This is a genomic window from Microbacterium pygmaeum, from assembly GCF_900100885.1.
GTDB lineage: Bacteria > Actinomycetota > Actinomycetes > Actinomycetales > Microbacteriaceae > Microbacterium > Microbacterium pygmaeum.
Genome location: NZ_LT629692.1, coordinates 1,790,116 through 1,808,942, shown reverse-complemented (window position 1 = coordinate 1,808,942; position 18,827 = coordinate 1,790,116). Strand labels below are relative to the sequence as shown.

At 69.3% G+C, this 18,827-nt stretch carries 17 protein-coding genes; 6 read left to right on the top strand and 11 right to left on the bottom strand.

Annotated elements, in window-relative coordinates:
* Positions 1–111 precede the first annotated feature (111 nt).
* Positions 112–720, bottom strand: a complete 609-nt coding sequence (locus BLT19_RS08485; RefSeq protein ID WP_091488735.1) for a class F sortase — start codon at positions 718–720, stop codon at positions 112–114.
* 44 nt (positions 721–764) lie between these two features.
* Positions 765–1,472: a CHRD domain-containing protein gene (locus tag BLT19_RS08480; protein ID WP_231917856.1), complete on the bottom strand. Its 708-nt coding sequence runs from the start codon at positions 1,470–1,472 to the stop codon at positions 765–767.
* A gap of 203 nt (positions 1,473–1,675) precedes the next feature.
* On the opposite strand from BLT19_RS08480, the gene BLT19_RS08475 reads away from it, so the two are divergent.
* Entirely contained in the window at positions 1,676–2,230 is a 555-nt protein-coding gene (locus BLT19_RS08475; RefSeq protein ID WP_091488730.1) for an RNA polymerase sigma factor, read from the top strand.
* Positions 2,217–2,984: a hypothetical protein gene (locus tag BLT19_RS08470; RefSeq protein WP_091488728.1), complete on the top strand. Its 768-nt coding sequence runs from the start codon at positions 2,217–2,219 to the stop codon at positions 2,982–2,984. Before BLT19_RS08475 ends, BLT19_RS08470 begins: the two co-directional genes overlap by 14 nt.
* A gap of 65 nt (positions 2,985–3,049) precedes the next feature.
* Here the strand turns inward: BLT19_RS08470 and BLT19_RS08465 are convergent, their stop codons facing one another.
* From BLT19_RS08465 to BLT19_RS08450, 4 genes are all read right to left on the bottom strand, one after another.
* A complete protein-coding gene (locus BLT19_RS08465) occupies positions 3,050–6,457 on the bottom strand; it encodes an error-prone DNA polymerase (protein ID WP_091488725.1) in 3,408 nt (1,135 codons plus the stop codon).
* Positions 6,457–8,064, bottom strand: coding sequence for a DNA polymerase Y family protein (locus tag BLT19_RS08460; protein WP_091488723.1), 1,608 nt, complete (start codon positions 8,062–8,064; stop codon positions 6,457–6,459). The genes BLT19_RS08465 and BLT19_RS08460 overlap by 1 nt, the downstream gene beginning before the upstream one ends.
* A gap of 1 nt (position 8,065) precedes the next feature.
* A complete protein-coding gene (locus tag BLT19_RS08455) occupies positions 8,066–8,887 on the bottom strand; it encodes a hypothetical protein (RefSeq protein WP_231917855.1) in 822 nt (273 codons plus the stop codon).
* A gap of 100 nt (positions 8,888–8,987) precedes the next feature.
* Positions 8,988–9,551, bottom strand: a complete 564-nt coding sequence (locus BLT19_RS08450) for a cysteine hydrolase family protein (protein ID WP_091488720.1) — start codon at positions 9,549–9,551, stop codon at positions 8,988–8,990.
* Between the two features lie 258 nt (positions 9,552–9,809).
* On the opposite strand from BLT19_RS08450, the gene BLT19_RS08445 reads away from it, so the two are divergent.
* Positions 9,810–10,139 carry a hypothetical protein gene (locus tag BLT19_RS08445; protein ID WP_091488717.1) on the top strand — a complete coding sequence of 110 codons (330 nt, stop codon included), beginning with the start codon at positions 9,810–9,812 and terminating at the stop codon, positions 10,137–10,139.
* 16 nt (positions 10,140–10,155) lie between these two features.
* Here the strand turns inward: BLT19_RS08445 and BLT19_RS08440 are convergent, their stop codons facing one another.
* The 3 genes from BLT19_RS08440 to BLT19_RS08430 all read right to left on the bottom strand — a co-directional run bounded on the left by BLT19_RS08440 (position 10,156) and on the right by BLT19_RS08430 (position 12,864).
* A complete protein-coding gene (locus BLT19_RS08440; RefSeq protein ID WP_091488714.1) occupies positions 10,156–10,653 on the bottom strand; it encodes an HNH endonuclease in 498 nt (165 codons plus the stop codon).
* A 349-nt stretch (positions 10,654–11,002) separates the two neighbouring features.
* Positions 11,003–11,929, bottom strand: a complete 927-nt coding sequence (locus BLT19_RS08435) for a M23 family metallopeptidase (protein ID WP_231917854.1) — start codon at positions 11,927–11,929, stop codon at positions 11,003–11,005.
* A 233-nt stretch (positions 11,930–12,162) separates the two neighbouring features.
* Positions 12,163–12,864, bottom strand: a complete 702-nt coding sequence (locus tag BLT19_RS08430) for a metal-dependent transcriptional regulator (protein WP_091488712.1) — start codon at positions 12,862–12,864, stop codon at positions 12,163–12,165.
* A 368-nt stretch (positions 12,865–13,232) separates the two neighbouring features.
* On the opposite strand from BLT19_RS08430, the gene serC reads away from it, so the two are divergent.
* Positions 13,233–14,345, top strand: a complete 1,113-nt coding sequence (gene serC / locus BLT19_RS08425) for a phosphoserine transaminase (RefSeq protein ID WP_091488710.1) — start codon at positions 13,233–13,235, stop codon at positions 14,343–14,345.
* Between the two features lie 836 nt (positions 14,346–15,181).
* Here serC and BLT19_RS18180 read toward each other — a convergent pair.
* Together BLT19_RS18180 and BLT19_RS08415 are read right to left on the bottom strand one after the other, a co-directional pair.
* Positions 15,182–16,186, bottom strand: coding sequence for a DUF3027 domain-containing protein (locus tag BLT19_RS18180; protein ID WP_331710708.1), 1,005 nt, complete (start codon positions 16,184–16,186; stop codon positions 15,182–15,184).
* A 43-nt stretch (positions 16,187–16,229) separates the two neighbouring features.
* The gene (locus tag BLT19_RS08415) at positions 16,230–16,613 is read right to left on the bottom strand and encodes a cold-shock protein (protein WP_091488705.1); all 384 of its coding nucleotides are present in this window, start codon (positions 16,611–16,613) and stop codon (positions 16,230–16,232) included.
* Between the two features lie 110 nt (positions 16,614–16,723).
* On the opposite strand from BLT19_RS08415, the gene BLT19_RS08410 reads away from it, so the two are divergent.
* Complete coding sequence (locus BLT19_RS08410; RefSeq protein WP_091493590.1) at positions 16,724–16,987, top strand: multidrug ABC transporter ATPase; 264 nt, start codon at positions 16,724–16,726, stop codon at positions 16,985–16,987.
* The gene (locus tag BLT19_RS08405; protein WP_172825609.1) at positions 16,987–18,717 is read left to right on the top strand and encodes a helicase-associated domain-containing protein; all 1,731 of its coding nucleotides are present in this window, start codon (positions 16,987–16,989) and stop codon (positions 18,715–18,717) included. The genes BLT19_RS08410 and BLT19_RS08405 overlap by 1 nt, the downstream gene beginning before the upstream one ends.
* Positions 18,718–18,827: the final 110 nt, after the last annotated feature.

The window sequence follows — 18,827 nt, the reverse complement described above, 5'->3', positions numbered from 1 at the left end:
ATGTCCATCCAGGGCTTGGGGCGGGTTCTGCCCCTTGGGGCGGGCATTCCACGCCCCGGAGCACGAACAGCGCCCGGATCTCCGGGTCTGGACACGTGGGACCGGCGCCGGCTACGGCACCCGAATCGCGAACACCACCCTGTTGTCCACGTACGACGCAGCCTCGCTGTCGAACACTCCCCCACAGGTGATCAGTCGCAGCTCGTCGGACGCAACGGCGCCGAAGACGAGCTGCGTCGGAAACGACGACTTGGGGTAATCGGCGACAGCGGTCACCACGTAGGAGAACAGCATGCCCGCGGCATCGGTCACCTCGATGACATCGCCCTCCCCCACGTCGCGAAGCCGGATGAACACAGCCGGCCCTGTCGGTGAGTCCACGTGCCCCGCGATGACCGTCGGGCCGTATCCGCCTGGGCGGCCGCCTCCGGTGAACCAGCCGACCTTCGAGTAGTCCGCCGGCACCTCCATGCCGCCCTCAGCCGTGATGCCGAGATCGATGAGCGGTACGGAGAGGTCGATCGAAGGTATGGCGACCGCGGTCGGCGGAAGGGCCGCGCTCGACGCTGCGGGAGCTGTCCGGTCCGGTGTCGGCGACGGCCGCACATCAGCGGTGACACCGACCGTGGGGGTCGGCCTGAAGTCCTCCGGCTCACCCGCGCACCCGGTCACGAGCAGCGTGAGCAGGAGCGCAACGATGACGCTCGCGGGCCGCGGCATCCCTTCCGAGCGGCTGAGATGCCGCGATGCCCGCGAGCGCGCCATCACCGTGCGTCCAGGTGACGACGACGGTGCAGCACGACGCCGCCGACCGCTGCAGCACCGGCGAACGCAAGCGACCCGATGACGATACCCGCAGCATCCGCCTGGCCCGCCGCTCCTCCGGCACCGGTGTCGACGCCACCGACGGGCACTGCAGTCAGCTGGCCGCGCACGACACCGGCGGTGTAGCTGGCCGTGTGGGAGTCTGCGGCGAACCCGCTCTGGCCGGATTCGAGTTGAGCCAGCGTGAACCCGTCGCCGGTATCGACGCCATTGGCCATGATCCCGGTGGTGAAGGGTCCTTGCAAGCAGCCTGAACTCGTGCGCGGCCCATCACCCACCGGCGAAGGGTTGGGGAATGCGATGCGCGGCGGTCCGGGCTGGCCGGCGGCGGCCTGATGGATGTGCGTCGCGGTCTTGGCGGGGCTCTGATAGTCACCCGAAACCCCGTTGAGTGTGATGTCGTAGCAGATGATCTCGAGCTCGGAATTGACGCGGAACGTGAAGGTTCCCGTCGCGCCCTCTTGTCCGGGAGTCACCACGCCGTCGGGATTGACGACCTGATCGGGGGTGGCCATCACCGTGAATGCGCTGGTGAACGACGCCGGCTCCGACACCTCTGATTCGGCATGCGCCGGGGTGGCGAGCGCCAGTACTCCGACGGCGGCAATCGCACCGATCGTCAGCGTGCGCGTGGATGTCTTGTTCATCATGATGCTCGACCTTTCGATGCGGATGCCGGTTGCCTCCGTTGCAGGGTTCTACGCCGGCACCCCACGCCGCGTTCATTCATCGGCGGAATCTTTTCGCGATGAACCGCGATGAACCGCGATGAACGCAGAAGGTTCCGCGGGAGTATCCCCCTACGGCTCTCACCCGGAGAGTGCATCACCTAGCCTGGATGTGAGCGTGCATGATGGGGCAGACGCGTTCGGGGAGCGTGATGGATCATCCGGCGGGCGACTTCGTGCGCTTCGACGCGCGCCGCAGCTTCGACCAGCACGGGTCGGCACTCCTGGGTTTCGCGGTCAACGCGCTGCACGACAGGCCGCTTGCCGAAGACTGCGTGCAGGAGACGTTCCTGCGCGCGTGGCGAGCACGCGAGCGCTTCGACCCGGCGCTGGCGTCGGAGCGAACGTGGCTGTTCTCGATTGCCCGGAACGTGATCGCCGACGCGCTTCGTGCGCGTTCCCGGATGCCACGGATCGGTGATGACGCCCAGCTCGAACATCTCCCATCGCCGCACGCGGACCCGCTCGATCACCTGCGGATCGTCGAAGCGCTCGCGCAGCTGAGCCAGGCGCACCGCGAAGTCGTCGTCGCGGTGCATCTCGAGGGCCAGACGTACCAAGAGTTCAGTGTGGCGACCGGTGTACCGATCGCGACGCTGCGCACGCGCGCATTCCATGCCATGCGAGCCCTGCGCGGCCACATCGACGCACCGGAGGAACACGATGGACAGTCTTGACGACAGGGTCGCCGCACTCATCGCCGCGGCGGTCGCCGATGAACTCACACCAGACGAGGCTGACGAGCTCGACGACCTCCGCCGTACGCACCCGTGGCTGGATGACGAGATCGCGACCATGCGTGACATTTCTCTCCGCCTTGCCGTCTCGGACCTCACGTGGACCGAGGTCGCGCCGAGCGATGAGCTTCGGGAGCGGATTGCCGCGACGACACGATCGGATGCGGTCGCTGCTTCATCCGAGTCCGTACCTGCGCCCCTGTCGCCGGCTTCTGCTCCGGCGCTCACGCCCCAGCAAGACCTGCCGGTACGGCGAGACGGACGTCGACCACGGCGCTGGATCACCCCCCTGCTCGGCGCGGCCTGCGTCGCGATCGGTCTCGGCGCGGGGCTCGCGATTCCCTCTCTGGTGAGCACACCGCCGTCGGGCGGACCGGGCACGCTGGGTGCGGTCGAACAGATCGACGTCCGTTCCGAACCCGCGGGCGCGCAGATCGACGCTGCACTGGTGGCGCACACCTGGGGCACGGAGGCCGTGGTCGACGCGACAGGGCTGGAAGTCGGCGCAACGTACTCGGTCGTCTTCATCGGCGACGACGGCACGGAGTTCTCAGCCGGCGAGATGTTGGGCTCGACCGTGCCGATCCACTGCCGACTCAACGCTGCGGTGCTGCGTGAGGAGGCGGTGCGCCTGGAAATCCGTGAGGTCGGCGCCAATGCGCCCCCTGCGGTAGCTGACCTGCCGCAGACGTGAACGGGAAGTATCCCACCGAGGCCGCAAGGGGGAGCATCGACTGCCTCCGCGATGAAGCGTGAACCTCAGCGGAAGTCGCGCGAGCGGTGCCCGACCTCGACCCGCAGATCTTCGAACCGATCTGCCACGAGATTGGTCACCCCCTCGACCGAGCGCTCCAGCATCCCACGCACGATCAGCGCAGGTGCGTCGCGCACGACCCGGCGATACCGATTCCACACCCCGACCGAGCAGATCACGTTGACCAGGCCGTGTTCGTCTTCGAGGTTGATGAACGTGATTCCGGATGCTGTCGCCGGCCGCTGCCGGTGGGTCACCAGCCCCGCCACTTCCACCCGGCGGTCGGACTCGTGCTGCCGCAGCTCGGACGAGGTGAGCACGCCACGAGCATCCAGCCCCGAACGGAAGTGGGTCAACGGGTGATCATCGGTGGAGATGCCGGTGGCCCACAGATCGCTCGCGAGCTGCTCGTAGCTGGTGGGATCGGTGAACAGCGGCGGCTGGACCGACACCAGTGAATCGGGAAGGAACTCGGCGCGATCCTGCGCGGCGGACCCGGCGAGCCAGATGCCCTCGCGCCGCGTGATGCCGAGGCATTCGAAGGCTCCGGCGGTGGCGAGTGCTTCGAGCTGGGCGGCGGTGACCCCGGTGCGACGGACCAGATCACGCAGATCGCGGTACGCTCCCCCGCTCTCCCGGGCGGCGACGATGCGCTCGGCGACGGCATCGCCGATGCCCTTGACCGCGGCCAGCCCCAGCCGCACCGCGAAGTGTCCGTCGCGGCGATGCGCGGCGGATTCGTCGGGCTCGGTGATGTCGAACTCGCCGGTCGGGGGCTGGATGCGGTGCGCGCAGGAGTCCATCCCGGTTGCTCCCGCGGTCACCTGATCCGGGTGTGCAGCGACCGGCTCGAGCACCGCCTGCACGCCCGAACGCAGCAGGTCTGGCCGGCGCACCTCCACGCCGTGCCGCCGCGCATCGCCGCTCAGGGTCGCCGGCGAATAGAACCCCATCGGCTGCGCCCGCAGCAGTCCCGCGAGGAACGCGGCCGGGTAGTGCAGCTTGATCCACGAGCTCGCGTACACCAGCAGCCCGAACGACAGCGAGTGCGATTCGGCGAACCCGAAGTTCGCGAACGCCTGGATCCGCGCGTAGATGTCGTCAGCGGCATCCCCCACCAGACCATTGCGCGCCATGCCCTCGTAGAGCTTCTCGCGCAGCGATTCGATCCTCTCGATTCCGCGCTTGGATCCCATCGCCCGCCGCAGCAGATCGGCGTCCTCGCCGCTGACCTCGCCGACGGCGACCGCCATCTGCATGAGCTGCTCCTGGAAGATCGGGATGCCGCGGGTGCGCTCCAGGACCGGCACGAGCTTGGGGTGCGGATACGTGGTCTCCTCGAGCCCGAGTTTGCGCCGCACGAACGGATGCACCGCGCCGCCCTGAATGGGTCCCGGCCGGATCAATGCGATCTCGATGACCAGGTCGTAGTACGCCCGGGGCTGCAGTCGGGGAAGCAGTCCCATCTGCGCCCGCGATTCGACCTGGAACACCCCGATCGAATCCGCCCGGCACAGCATGTCGTAGACGGCCTTCTCCTCTTTCGGGATCGTCGACAGCTCCCACCGCTCACCAGTGGACCCTGCGATGAGATCGAAGCAGTACTGCAGCGCCGCCAGCATCCCGAGTCCGAGGAGGTCGAATTTGACGAGCCCCATCCAGGCCGCGTCGTCCTTGTCCCACTGGATCACCGTCCGGTTCTCCATGCGCGCGTGCTCGATCGGCACCACCTCGCCGACCGGACGATCGGTCAGCACCATGCCGCCGGAGTGGATGCCCAGATGCCGCGGGGCCTTCAGCAGCTCCGTCGCGAACTCGATCACCTGATCGGGGATGTCGTGCCCCTGCGCGGTCGACAGCGATGCCCCCCACCCTTCGACCTGCTTCGACCAGGCATCCTGCTGACCGGGTGAATGACCGAGCGCCTTGGCCATGTCGCGCACGGCGTTCTTCGGCCGGTACTGGATCACGTTGGCGACCTGGGCAGCACGGTCACGGCCGTATTCGTTGAAGACCCATTGGATGATCTCCTCGCGGCGATCGGAATCGAAGTCCACGTCGATATCGGGCTCCTCGTCGCGCAGCGACGACAGGAACCGCTCGAACGGCAGCTTGTACGCGATCGAATCGACCGCGGTGATATCGAGCAGGTAGCAGACGGCGCTGTTGGCGGCAGACCCACGACCCTGACACAGGATGCCTCGGCGCCGCGCCTCCTGAACGATGCCGTAGACGATCAGGAAGTAGCCCGGGAAGTCCTTCATCTCGATGACGCCGAGCTCCTTCTCGATGCGGACGCGGTCGGCCTCCGACAGATCCGGATACTTGCGCGGCACCGCCTGCCACACGAGGTGCCGCAGCCACGACATGGGCGTGTGCCCGTCGGGCACCTTCTGCTTCGGCAGCGCGGGCTTTGCCCGCCGCAGCGGGAATGCCAGTTCGTCGGCGAGCGTCACCGTGCGCTCGACGGCTCCGGGATACCGTGCGAAGCGCTCCCGCATCTCGGCACCCGAGCGCAGGTGCGCGCCGGCGTGGGCGGGCAGCCAGCCGTCGAGCTCGTCGAGCCCGCGGTTGGCGCGCACCGCCGCGACCGCTGCCGCGAGGTGTGCGCGCTCGGGAACTGCGTAGTGCACGTTGTTGCTCGCGAGGATCGGCAGCCCGCGTTGCGCGGCGAGCGCGGCGAGCACGTCGTTGTGGCGCGAGTCGAGCGGATCGCCGTGATCGATCAGCTCGACATGCACGCTGTCCTGCCCGAAGAGATCGACGAGGGAATCCAGAGCGGATGCCGCGGCATCCGCCCCTCCCTCCGCCAGCGCGCGCCGCACCGCACCTTTGCGACACCCGGTCAGGATCGCCCAGTGTCCACCGGCCTGGTCGGCGAGCTCCTCGAGGTCGTAGCGGGGCCGTCCCTTCTCTGCGCCGTTGAGCTGAGCGTGCGTGATGGCGGAGGCGAGCCGGTGGTAGCCCTCCTCGCCGCGGGCGAGAACGAGCAGGTGCGCGCCGACCGGGTCGGCCTCGCCGTTCTGCGGCTTGGGGAGCTCGAGCGAGAGCTCCGCGCCGAACACCGTCTTGACCTGCAGCGACTCTGCTGCCTCGGCGAAGCGCACGATCCCGTAGAACCCGTCGTGGTCGGTGATCGCGAGGGCGTGCAGGCCGAGCCGCTCGGCCTCTTCGGCGAGCTCTTCGGGGGAAGAGGCGCCGTCCAGGAACGAGTACGACGAGTGGGCGTGCAGCTCGGCATAGGGCACGACGTCGGCCGGTCGCGCGATGGAGGGCGCCTCGTATTTTCCGCGCTTGCGCAACCAGGCGGGGCTGTCTCCGCCGTCCGCGCCGGCCGGCGCGCTCGGCGCCCGGCGGTCGCTCAGCAGCCGTTCGATCTCCGACCAGGGGACGGAGGGGTTGTTGAAGCCCATCAGTCGTACCTGCCCTCGGCGAACCACTCCCCGTGCTCGCAGACCAGCAGCCAGGCGACATCGTCGGCATCGACGATCTGGAAGCGATGCGCGCGACGGGTGCGCGCGGCATCCCACCCCCGCTCGATCACCGGCCACGGCCCCGCCCACTCGCGGATCACGCGCGCCCGATCCCCGCCGTCCTGATCAGGACCGTAGAGCAGGGCGGGCGCCGATGTCAGGGCGTCGCGGTCGCCGACCGCCACCGCGTCGCCGTCGGCATCGACGACCTCGACCGCCACGCGCGCCGAGAACACGGTGCTCGGCAGCGGATCGGGCAGGCTGCCCGGCCACGGCTGATTCCGCGTGGCGTTGATCACCTGACGATCGCCCCACGCGACCAGCACCTGCCGCTCGATCAGCCATCGTCCACCACCGATGGCCGGTGTCAGCACCCCGCGATGCCCGAGCATCGCCTGCACACGCGAGAGCGCATGGTGCACGCGCTCGTCGGTGCCGGCGCCGAAGATGGCCGGGACGTGGTGGGATGCCGCATCCACCGCCTCCGGAGAGATCCGCACCAGGATCACACCGCTTTTGAGCACCCTGGTCTGGGCGTCTTCTGCGAGCTGCCATCGCACACGGTCGACGATCGCGGCGGGGTCGAACGATCCCGGATGCAGCCACACCCGTTCGCTGCGCTCCCCCCGGTCGCCGTACAGCTCCACCCGCAGCTCGGTGCACACCAGGGCGAGCGCGGCGAGGCCGGCCATGAACTCCTCCGCCGCGATGCGCATGCCGAAGGCCACCTGCTCGGCGATCTCCAGCGGAGGCTCGAACGCCACCTCGCGGTGCAGCTCGGGCGGCGGCACCCGCGGCAGCACCGGCTGGGAGTCGCGGCCCCCCGCCAGCGCATGCAGCCGCACTCCGCCTTCGCCGAACCGTTCGCGCACGCGGTCGGCGTCCATCGCGGCGAAGGCGCCGAGGGTGTGCACTCCGAGCCGGGCGAGCAGCTCGGGGTCGAGGCCGCCTCCCCCGGTCTCGAACCCGAGCGCGGCGACCGACAGCGGAGCGAGGAACCCCGCGGCACCCCCCGCCGGAACCACGCACACCGGCGAGGTGGCGCTGGTGCCGACCCGGGCGGCGTGCTCGGCGGTGAAGGGTCCGTCGGCGATGCCGGCCCGCACATCGAAGAGGTCGAGTTCGCCCAGCACACCCCGCAGCATCTGCGCGGCCTCCGCCTCGCCGCCGTAATAGCGCGAGGGTCCTCGGGCGCGCAGCGCGCACAGCCCCGGCCGCAGGATCTGCACCCCCGGGGCGTGCTCTTCGAGACCGGCCACCACCGGGGCGAACGTGCGCTGGTCGCGGGCGGGGTCTGCGGGAACGATCCGCAGGCCGGGGCACCGGGCCTGCGCGTCACGGCGACGCTGGCCGCGGCGCACCCCCTCTGCACGAGCCGATGCCGAACAGGCGACCACCGTGTTGTTCGCGAGCACCGCCACCGGCTGGTCCCGGTCTCCACCGGGCTCGAGACCGTCGTCCGAGATCGTCCCCTCGCGCATCAGCGCCGTGACCGGCCAGTCGGGCAGCCACAGCACGAGGCTGCGCACCGGCGCATCGGGGCGCATATCAGCCCACCGCCCGGATCGGCAGCTGCTCGATCGTCTCGTGCACCGCGGGCCGGAGCCCGGGTTGACGCCCCGGCAGCACCATCGGCTGGCCGTCGGCGCCGGGCAGCAGCATCCGCTCCCGACGCGAGGTCGGCCAGCGCCTGCTGCGGGCGGTGACGGTGACTTCACGCCCCGAGACGTAGCCGTGTCCGCGCTCGAGTCCGCTCCACCGCGGCTCGCTCAGCTCGAGCGTCGCCTCGACCTGCGGCCAGGGTCCTTGCACGAGCAGCACGGCTCCGCGATCGCGCAGCCGTGCGGCCAGACGCGACCTGTCACCGTCGGTGGTCCGTGAGGACGGACGCACCGCCACCACCGGGAGCACTTCGGCGACGGTCGAGGCCACCGCGAGCCAGCGCGGCCCCGGTTCGGGGATGAGCACCAGCCGCTCCAGGTCGATGCCCGCGTGCTCGGCCGCCTCGGCACCGAGTTCTGGCATGCCGACCACGCCGCACCAGATGCCCGCCTGCGACGGCTGGGCCAGCAGCGCCAGCAGGAGCGACGAGGACGAGGCGATCGAGTAGGCGACCCCCGGCCTGAGTCCGCCCCCAGGGAGCAGCGACGAGAAGGCCGGGTGGGTCGGCAGCACCGGGGCATCCAGCGAACGGCCCTGCGCCCGCTCCATCTGCGCGCGCAGCCGGGTCACTTCGCTGCTGATGTCGCGGCCGCCGCTGTCGCGACTGCTGATGTCCCGACTGCTGATGTCCCGGGGTGCGGAGCGATGCTCGTCAGGCGCTGCTGTGGTTCCCACAGCGTGCGCGTGATCCTGCACGATCGCCCTCATCCCGACAGAATAGAACAGATGTTCTATGTGTTCTACATCGAGACTCGAACGTATAACCAACCTCAGACGTCAGGTTGAAGGTTGGGCGAGACCTCGCGAGCTACCCCGCGAGCATTCCCGCCGTGGAGTCGATCTTCGCGAATCCGCCCGCCTGCAGCACCAGCGCGGTGGTGGCCATCAGCTCCGACGCCGTCTGCGTCACGATACCCAGACCCGCGACATCCGCCTCCAGATCGAAGGTGCGGGTGGCATCGAGCACCACCGTGACGTCGTAGCCGAGATTGCCCGCCATGCGGGCGGTCGTCTCCACGCACATGTTGGTCTGGATGCCGCAGATCACCAGTTCCCGAATGCCCTGGGCGCTCAGCCACGCCCCCAGATCGGGGTCGCCGTAGAACGCGGAATTCACGTTCTTCGTGACGAACAGCGCCGGGTCGACGGCGGCGACGGCTCTGACGAGGGCATTGCCAGGCTGATCCGGATGCAGCGGCGAAGCCGGCGACGCGGAGTCGTGGCGCACCACGACGATCGGCTCACCCGCCGTCGTCCATGCCTGCACGAGGGCGGCGACGTTCGCCTCGCAATCCGGGTTCGCCGTCGCGCCCCAGAATTCCAGGTCGTCGAAGCCGCGCTGCATGTCGATCACGATGAGGGCTCGGGTCATGGATCCATCCCATCACGCGCGTCGCACCGGCGGGAGCGGCGGGACTGCCGCATCCCGTCGGGAAACCGCCGCAGTGTTCTTCCGTGGCGTGCCACAACTCCTCCTCATTCTTTCCGGCACTCCTCTGTCAGCGCGGGATGTCACGGACGCTCCCCTCGCCCGCCCGGGTCCAGGAGGAGTTGTGATACGCCGCGGGTCTGCACCTCTCGGGACAGGCGAAGCGTCTCTCCTGGATCCGGTGCACATACCCTTGAAGGGATGAACGCCGACCGCCCCGACTCGCCGCGATCGAGCGGCATGGCAGCCGAATACCTGTCAGCCGATCTCGAGCGTCGCCGGCTCAGCACGCCGATGCGGCTGCTGCGCAACGGCGCAGCGATCGTCCTGTCCGCCTTCGGCGCGGGCGGCGAGGACGCCCTGCCGGGATTCGAGCTGGTCGTCAAGCGCCTCGACACCGGTGCCGAGGTGCTGCGCGCGAACGTCGGGCAGTTCGAGGAGGCAACCCACGTGCTGGCCACCGTCCGCGACGAACTGACGCGCAAGAGCGTCGAGCAGTTCGTCAGCGAATGGAAGCACGTGGACGCGTGAACCGACCGTCGAGTCGCTAGGCGGCCAGCTCCAGATACCGATCCCACGTCGGGTCGGTCCGGTCAGTGCCGCGCACCGTCCACTGCACGCCGCGCGGGGGCCGCGGGATGGTCCGCAGGTCCCACGACATCTCCTGCGGCGTCTTGTCGCCCTTGATGTTGTTGCAGCGCAGGCAGCACGCGACGAGGTTCTCCCACGTGTCGGCGCCGCCGCGCGAGCGCGGCATGATGTGGTCGATGGTGGATGCCGCTTTGCCGCAGTATCCGCAGCGGTGCCCGTCCCGGCGCAGCACGCCCCGACGGGTGACCGGGATGTTGCGGCCCCCCGGAACCCGCACGTAGCGGGTCAGGAGGATGACGGCCGGGCGATCGTAGGCGCCCCGCGCTCCCCAGACCGGTTCACCGTCGACCCGTTCGACGACAGTGGCCTTCTCGTTCATCACGAGCACGATGGCCCGCTTGAACGACACGACCGCGAGCGGCTCGTAGCCCGCATTGAGCACCAGTGTGCGCATTCCTCATCCTCTCGAACGGCCGGGACGGCTTCCCGGTGATTCGACTGCGACGATTCGAGGTGCGCAGGGGCATGAAAAAAGGCGCTGTCTACAGACAGCGCCTTGGCGCCACGGCAAGGCCGCGGCATCCGCTCGTGCAATGCCGAAGGACGTTCCGTCCAAGCGCATCCATGGTTCGGATGCGTGGTGTGCGGTCCATCGACTTCCCTCCGCTTCTCTCAGCGTCGGGAATCAGGCTAACGCACGCTCAGGAAGCGAGGGCCGCACGGCCCGGTGAACGCCGGATGGCGTGTCGGGAAACGCGATGTCCGGCGGTCAGCCGGCGTTGGCCTGGAGCGACGTCCGGCGGTCAGCCGGCGTTGGCCTGGAGCCACGCCCAGGGGTCTACGACGCCATCGTTGATGTGGATCTCGAAGTGCAGGTGGTTGGCCGTGGACGAACCGGTGCTGCCGACGAAGCCGATCAGCTGTCCGGCGGCGACGGTCTGGCCGACCTCCACCTGACGGGTGCCGTAGGTCATGTGCCCGTACATCGACGAGACGCGCTGGCCGCCGATGACGTGCTGGATCTCGATGCCGACGCCGTAGCCGCCGACGCTCTCCGCGGAGATGCTGACCACGCCCGCGGCGGTCGCGTAGATCGGGGTCATCGCCGGGGCGAGCAGGTCGACACCCTGGTGGTAGCCGGAGTCCCACAGGCCGCGACCGAGGGTGAAGTTCAGGATCGGCCAGCGCACTTCCCCGCTTCCGGGCGAGACGAGGCTGATGTTGACCGGAATCGACGTCGAACCGGAGTTCGCGGTCGTCGCCAGGCGGGCGCGCTCTGCGGCAGCCGCAGCGGCGGCCTCCTCGGCCTTCTTCTTGTCGATCTCCTCCTGCGTCGTCGCAGAGTAGGAGTCGCGGGCGAGCTCGGTGTTCGTGGTGTCGGACGCGACGACGAGCGACTGCGCGTCGTCTGCGGCGACCTGCTGCAGCGTCACGGCATCGGTCGGGGTGCGCCATGCGCCGTAGGCCGGCAGGGCGACGGTGGCCACGAGGCCGCCGACCATCGCGAGGATGACGAGGCTGCGGACCGGACGCGGCCCGCTCTTGCGAGCCGTCTTGGCCGGAGCCGTGCGGGCGACACGGGCCTTCTTGGCGGGCTTGGCCGGGCGGATCAGCGTGGATCGCTTCCCGGCGGTGCGCGCAGTACCGGTCGTTCGACCGCGAGTCGTGGGCGCGACACTGGTGGCGTCGCTCGTCGCATCGTTCGCGGACGAATGTATCTCTTCAGCCAATAGTTCCTCCGGCGCCTCTGCGCCGGGGCGCTGGCTCGTCAGCACTCGATGTCGGGGCACGATATGCGGGCTTCACCACGCGGACGACGAGCCGGGGAGGCAATCCGTGCGGGGTCCGACGGCGGGCTTCTCGCCTGTGGACATCCCCACGCTACCCGAAGGTAACGAATATGTCACGTCGCGGGACTGTCAAACCCCTGGACGTCTTCGGTTTTCAGGTCTGGCAGGTTTCGTCAGACGCGGTCGTCGACCAGGAAGATGTGCGACGCGACCTCGATCGGCAGCTCGAGACCCTCGTCGCTGCCGTCCATCTGCACGAGGACATAGCCCTCGCTGTACTGGTAGTTGCCCGTCGCGCCGGGCAGGACGCCGGCGTTCTTGAGCTGCTGCAGGAGCTCGGGATCCACCTGCGCCGGTTCGGCGAGACGGCGCACAGTGCCGCTGATCGGCTCGCCGGCTTCGTTCATCCGTCGCACGAGACCGACGACGCCCTGGTCGAACGTGTTGGCCGCAGCATCCCCCAGCTGGTCCAGACCCGGAATCGGGTTGCCGTACGGAGATTCGGTCGGATGCCCCAGGAGCTCGACGAGACGGCGCTCGACCTGCTCGCTCATGACGTGCTCCCACCGGCAGGCCTCTTCATGGACGTACGCCCAGTCCAGGCCGATCACGTCGGAGAGCAGGCGCTCGGCGAGACGGTGCTTGCGCATCACGTCGACGGCCTTCTGGCGTCCGGCGTCGGTGAGTTCGAGGGTGCGGTCGTCCGAGACGATCACGAGTCCATCGCGCTCCATGCGTCCGACCGTCTGGGAGACGGTCGGACCCGAGTGCCCCAGTCGCTCCGAGATGCGCGCGCGCAGGGGAACGATGTTCTCCTCCTCGAGTTCGAGGATCGTGCGCAGGTACATCTCGGTGGTGTCGATCAGATCGGTCATGGTGCCTCGCAGACGCGGAAAATCGGGATAAGGACAGCCTATCCAGTCCCGCCGACCCCGCGGTCAGAACGGTTCCCGCACCCAGTCGAGGGTCGCGATCCCCTGCGCGCGCTGGAATGCGCGAAGGGTGGGGATGCCGGGGCCGGCCGCATGGACGCCTCGAGGAAGAAGCCCGCGAGCCCGACGAGGACGCGGGTCGCGGCATCCGGCGGCGCCGCGCCGCGCACCGTTCTGAGGGCGGGGCTGTTATTGAGGGCGGATGCCACGGCTCAGCGCCTCAGAAACGGTCGGCGCCTCAAGAATGAGCGCGGGCTTCTCGCAAGGTTACACGGCAGAGGCCCGACGAGCGCCGACTCTAGAATCGAGGCATGGCTGACGTGGTGATTCCGAGTGACCTCCTTCCCGCCGACGGACGCTTCGGGTGCGGACCGTCCAAGGTGCGCGGCGCGCAGCTGGAGGCCCTCGTCACCCGCGGAGCCTCGCTCCTCGGAACCTCCCACCGCCAGGCTCCGGTCAAAAGCCTCGTCGGCGACGTGCGCGCCCGCCTGGCCGAACTCTTCCGGCTTCCGGAGGGCTACGAGATCCTCGTAGGCAACGGCGGGTCGACCGCGTTCTGGGATGCCGCGGCTTTCGGCCTGATCGAGAACCGCAGCCAGAACCTCGTGTTCGGGGAGTTCGGTGGCAAGTTCGCCGCCGCCGCGAAGGCTCCGTGGCTGCAGGCCCCGGACGTGCGGACGGTCGATGCCGGCACCCGCACGGTGCCCGAGATCGTCGCGGGCGTCGATCTCTACGCCTGGCCGCACAACGAGACCTCGACCGGCGTTTCGGCGCCGATCGCGCGCGCGGATGGCGACGCCGGAGCGCTCACCGTCATCGACGCGACCAGCGCCGCGGGTGGCATCGACTTCGATGCGGCCGAGACCGACGTCTACTACTTCGCCCCGCAGAAGAACCTCGGATCGGACGGCGGACTCTACTTCGCCGCGGTCTCGCCGGCAGCCATCGAGCGCATCGAGCGGATCGCGGCATCCGACCGGTACATCCCCGAATTCCTCAGCCTGAAAAACGCGCTGGACAACTCGCGCCTCAATCAGACCCTCAACACTCCGGCGCTGACGACGCTGTTCCTGCTCGATGACCAGCTGCAGTGGATCCTCGGCAACGGCGGACTCGCCTGGGCCGACGCCCGCACCCGCGAGTCGTCGCAGGCACTGTACGACTGGGCCGAGGCATCCGCCTTCGCCACACCGTTCGTCGCCAACCCGGCCGACCGCTCCCCCGTGGTGGTGACCATCGACTTCAACGACACGGTCGATGCAGCCGCGGTGGCCAACGTGCTGCGCGCCAACGGCATCGTCGACACCGAGCCGTACCGCAAGCTCGGGCGCAACCAGCTGCGCGTCGCCACCTTCGTCTCGATCGAGCCCGACGACGTGCGTCAGCTGGTCCGCGCGATCGACTTCACGGTCGAGGCGCTGTAACCGCGTAGCGACCGCGCGCCGGTTTCCTGCATCTGCGCCACCGGTCCGCGTCGAGGCGCTGCGTCGCGGTGCATCCGCGCCGGTTTCCTGCATCTGCCGCCACCGATTTGCGCAGCGGATGCTGGAAAGTGGCGCGCTCCGGCGACTTCGGCGCTTCCGACGGCGAACCACCCCAGCGCCCGATCGCTCCGGCGCCAGCACCTTCACGTCAAGGCGCCGTGGCCGCATCGCGGCAACACAACCGCGCCGGTTTCCTGCATCTGCGCCACCGATTTGCGCAGCGGATGCTGGAAAGTGGCGCGCTCCGGCGACTTCGGCGCTTCCGGCGGCGAACCACCCCAGCGCCCGATCGCTCCGGCGCCAGCACCTTCACGTCAGGCGCTGTGGCCGCGTCGCGGCAACACATCCGCGCCAGTTTCCTGCATCTGCGCCACCGATTTGCGCAGCGGATGCTGGAAACTGGCGCGCTCTGGTGACTGCGGCGCCTCCGACGGCGAATCACGCCAGCACCCGATCGCTCCGGCGCCAGCACCTTCACGCCAAGGCGCTGTGGCCGCGTCGCGGCAACACCACCGCGCCAGTTTCCTGCACCCGCGCCACCGATTTGCGCAGCGGATGCTGGAAACTGGCGCGCTCCGGCGACTTCGGCGCTTCCGACGGCGAACCACCCCAGCGCCCGATCGCTCCGGTACCAGCAGCTTCACGTCAAGGCGCGGTGGCCGCGTCGCGGCAACACAACCGCGCCAGTTTCCTGCATCCGCGCCACCGACTTGCGCAGCGGATGCTGGAAAGTGGCGCGCTTGGGTGAAGCCGAGGATGCCTGCTCGGCCGAACGGTCAGTACGAGCGGTCTTCGTCGATCGCGCGGTCCGACTCGCCGTCGTCAGAGTCGTCATCGTCGAGCTCGTCGTCCGAATCGTCGTCGTCGGAGTCGTCGTCGTTCGAATCGTCGTCGTCCGATTCGTCGGAGTCGTCATCGTCGTCGTCCGAGTCATCGTCGTCCGGGTCATCGTCGTCCGAATCATCAGACGCCTCGTCCAGCTCGTCGATGTCGACGCCGTCGACGTCTCCGGAGTGCAGGATCGGCGATCCGTCGTTGTCGAAGTCCGACGCATCGAGGTCGTCGACGTCGTCGAGCTCCTCGTCCGAGTCGTCGTCCTCCTCGAGGTCTTCCACGACGATGCCTTCGGCCGCCAGCAGCGCCTGCGCCGCCTGGTAGTCGGCGAGCCGCTCAGCCCACGGCACCCATTCCGGAGCGATCAGTGACCCGTCGCCGGGAAGCAACTCGACCTCGAGCACCGACGGCTCGGCGTCCACGATCTGCGCCAGGCTCACGGTCCAGAACCAGTTGGGGTATCCCGACAGCCGGTTCGTGAAACGAAGCGTCAGCACGTCGTCGTCGTTCACCGATGAGTCGACGAACGTCCCGATCGTGGCCGCCGGGGTTATCTCGGCGAGCGCGGAGAGTGCGAGCTCACGCGCAACGGTCTCGTCGACCGCGACGGTCGTGACGACAGGCGGAGCCTCGACCTCAGACTCGCCCTCGGCGGCGTCGACCACGTCAGAATCGACATCGGAGGACTCGGCCTCAGCAGCCTCGCCCTCAGCGAGCCCAGCCTTGACGTCAGCGGCTTCGACATCAGCGGCCTCGTCTTCAGCAGCCTCAACCTCGACGTCAGCGGCTTCGACATCAGCGGCCTTGTTCTCGGCAGCCTCAACCTCGACATCGACGGACTCGGCCTCAGCTCCCTCTCCCTCGCCCTCAGCAGCCTCAACCTCAGCGACCCCGCCCGCGGCGCCCGCGACCTCAGAAACCTCATAGACCTCAGAAACCCCAGACACCTCCGAGCCCCCAGCAGCCCCGGAGCCCGCAGCCGCCTCGGACTCAGGCGTCGAAGTCATCGGCGACCTTGCGCAGCACGGCGGCGACCTTCTTGCCGTGCGCGCCGCTGGGGTAGCGACCCCGGCGCAGATCTCCGCCGATGCCGTCGAGCAGCTTCACGAGGTCTTCGACGATGATCGCCATGTCGTCCGCGGGCTTGCGCTGCGCCTTTGACAGGCTGACCGGAGCCTCCAGCACGCGCACCGACAGAGCCTGCAGGCCCTTCTTCCCATCGGCGACGCCGAACTCGAGTCGGGCGCCGGCTTTCAGAGCGGTGACTCCGGCGGGCAGCGCGCTGGCGTGCAGGAAGACGTCCTGGCCATCATCGGAGGCGATGAAGCCGAACCCCTTCTCCTCGTCGTAGAACCTGACCTTGCCGGTGGGCATGCGAACCTCGCTGGATTGTGCGCCGCGCGTGCGCGGGCATGACGATTGACGGACCGAACGATCCCTCCCCTCAGCCTACGGCACCGACGACACGCAGTAGGCTGGGCCGGATGAGCACGAGCACCCCCGGCGACGTACCGATCCGCCGAATCGACCGCACCCTGGCGTTCATGTCGCTGGGTCTGCTGCTGTTGTCGGTGCTGTGCTTCTTCGCGATCATCATCGGCACGTCCGCAGGCGCCGATTTCGCCTCCGGCATCTGGCCCCTGGTCGGTGTCCTGGTCTACATCGCGCCGATCATCGCGTTCCTGATGCTGCTGACCATCCTCATCATGACGTTCGTGCGAAGGGCCCGAGCCAACCGGGCAGGCTGATGGTCTCCGACGAGCGGGCCCTCGCGACGCGCCTCGCAGCCAGCGAGGATACGGAGCTTGCCCGGATCTTCGCCGCCCGCAGCGTCAGCCCCGCCGCGCCGTGGCACGACTTCTTCGACGCCTCAGCCGGTCTCCTGGACCCGGTATCGGTCGAGCGGGCCATCGCCCGACTCCCCCGGATCGACCTCGTCGCCCTCGCTGCGACCACACCCGGAACCGCGGTCGCCGCACCGCCGCCCGAGCTGAACGCGCTCGCGCTGACCGGCGAGGACGGCGTGCCGTTCGCGGCGGTGACGGAGCGCATCCGGGTCCTGGCCGAATCTCGACCCGACGCGTTCACTCCGGCGCCCGCGATCGGCCCACCCGCGCGGGCGGATGCAGCATCCGCCGCTGCCGCCGCCGAGCGCGCGTTCACGACCGTGGGCGCGCTGGCGGACGTGCTCCTGGCGGGCCTGAACGTGCCTCTCAATCGCACCGGGACGGGTGCGGTGAGTGCGCTGGATCGCAGACGACTGACGGATGCCGGTGCCCTCGAGTCCGCGCACGATGTCGACGACCTCGTCGCCGCAGCCGGAGCAGCCGACCTCATGACGCCGGTCGATCGGACCTGGGCGGTCACCGAGACAGGTACCCGCTGGCTCGAGTCGAGCACTTTGGACCGGTGGACCGCGATCGCCGAAGGCCTCCGCGATGCGGTGCCCGTCGGCCTGCGCACCGCGAACGGCGGATACCAGTCGCCGGCGCTGTGGGCATCGGCCTACCCGCTGGATGTCGAATGGGCTGATCGCGCTGCGCGTCTTCGACGGATCGCCGAGCAGTGGGGCCTCTACACCTCGTCGGGCGCGGAGCCGGAGTGGACCGCGCCGCTGCGCGCCGGCGCCGCACCCGTAGCCGCCGCGCTGTCGGCGCACCTGCCGGCCGAGATCGACCGCGTGTACCTGCAGGCCGATCTGACGGCCATCGCACCGGGGCCGCTGGCGCCCGGACTCGACCTGCGCCTGCGGACCATCGCCCGCCGGGAGTCGCGCGCCCAGGCATCCACGTACCGTTTCAGCACCGAGTCGCTCGGCGCAGGCATGACCGAGGGTGAGACGGCGGAGTCGATCCGCGGATTCCTCTCCGGCCTGTCGCTGACCGGCATCCCGCAGCCGCTGCAGTACCTCATCGACAGCACTGCTGCGCGGTACGGATTGATCCGGGTGCGCGAGGACGAGGCATCCGCACGGACGACCGTCGAAGTCGGCGACACCTCGCTGCTCGAATCGATCCTCGTCGATCACTCGCTGCGACCGCTCGGACTCATCCGCGACGGCGACGCGCTGAGCTCGCGCGTCGGGCGCGACGCGATCTACTGGTCGCTGGTGGACGCCCGGTATCCGGTCGTCGCGATCTCCGAGACCGGCGAGCCCGAATCGCTGCATCGCCGGCCGCACGCTGTCGACGCGCCGGGCCCGTCGCAGCCGACCGAGGTCTACGCGAGGCTGATCGGCGCGATCCGCGCCGGCCACGAGACCGATGCCGACGCCGCGTGGCTCGGTCGCGAGCTCGAACAGGCGGTCCGTGCGAAGTCGGCGATCGTGGTGGTGGTGCGGATGCCGGACGGCTCGGAGCGCTCGCTGACGCTGGAGGCGTCGGGTCTCGGCGGCGGACGTCTGCGCGGGCGCGACCGCGGCGCCGACGTCGAGCGGACCCTGCCGGTCTCGAGCATCGTCAGCGTGCACTCGGCGTAGCAGCCCCAGGACTGCTCCCCTGTCACGAACCGCCCTTCACCGGCGCCTGCAGGGCGGTTGTCGACGGCGGAGCGGTCCCGCCGCGCGCCGGGGACACGAGAACCGCAGAT

What these genes read in the sequence shown, in the direction of transcription:
- BLT19_RS08485 (WP_091488735.1), bottom strand. Translation starts at nt 720, where the DNA reads ATGCCGCGGCCCGCGAGCGTCATCGTTGCGCTCCTGCTCACGCTGCTC.
- BLT19_RS08480 (WP_231917856.1), bottom strand. Translation starts at nt 1,472, where the DNA reads ATGAACAAGACATCCACGCGCACGCTGACGATCGGTGCGATTGCCGCC.
- BLT19_RS08475 (WP_091488730.1), top strand. Translation starts at nt 1,676, where the DNA reads ATGATGGGGCAGACGCGTTCGGGGAGCGTGATGGATCATCCGGCGGGC.
- BLT19_RS08470 (WP_091488728.1), top strand. Translation starts at nt 2,217, where the DNA reads ATGGACAGTCTTGACGACAGGGTCGCCGCACTCATCGCCGCGGCGGTC.
- BLT19_RS08465 (WP_091488725.1), bottom strand. Translation starts at nt 6,457, where the DNA reads ATGGGCTTCAACAACCCCTCCGTCCCCTGGTCGGAGATCGAACGGCTG.
- BLT19_RS08460 (WP_091488723.1), bottom strand. Translation starts at nt 8,064, where the DNA reads ATGCGCCCCGATGCGCCGGTGCGCAGCCTCGTGCTGTGGCTGCCCGAC.
- BLT19_RS08455 (WP_231917855.1), bottom strand. Translation starts at nt 8,887, where the DNA reads ATGAGGGCGATCGTGCAGGATCACGCGCACGCTGTGGGAACCACAGCA.
- BLT19_RS08450 (WP_091488720.1), bottom strand. Translation starts at nt 9,551, where the DNA reads ATGACCCGAGCCCTCATCGTGATCGACATGCAGCGCGGCTTCGACGAC.
- BLT19_RS08445 (WP_091488717.1), top strand. Translation starts at nt 9,810, where the DNA reads ATGAACGCCGACCGCCCCGACTCGCCGCGATCGAGCGGCATGGCAGCC.
- BLT19_RS08440 (WP_091488714.1), bottom strand. Translation starts at nt 10,653, where the DNA reads ATGCGCACACTGGTGCTCAATGCGGGCTACGAGCCGCTCGCGGTCGTG.
- BLT19_RS08430 (WP_091488712.1), bottom strand. Translation starts at nt 12,864, where the DNA reads ATGACCGATCTGATCGACACCACCGAGATGTACCTGCGCACGATCCTC.
- serC (WP_091488710.1), top strand. Translation starts at nt 13,233, where the DNA reads ATGGCTGACGTGGTGATTCCGAGTGACCTCCTTCCCGCCGACGGACGC.
- BLT19_RS08415 (WP_091488705.1), bottom strand. Translation starts at nt 16,613, where the DNA reads ATGCCCACCGGCAAGGTCAGGTTCTACGACGAGGAGAAGGGGTTCGGC.
- BLT19_RS08410 (WP_091493590.1), top strand. Translation starts at nt 16,724, where the DNA reads ATGAGCACGAGCACCCCCGGCGACGTACCGATCCGCCGAATCGACCGC.
- BLT19_RS08405 (WP_172825609.1), top strand. Translation starts at nt 16,987, where the DNA reads ATGGTCTCCGACGAGCGGGCCCTCGCGACGCGCCTCGCAGCCAGCGAG.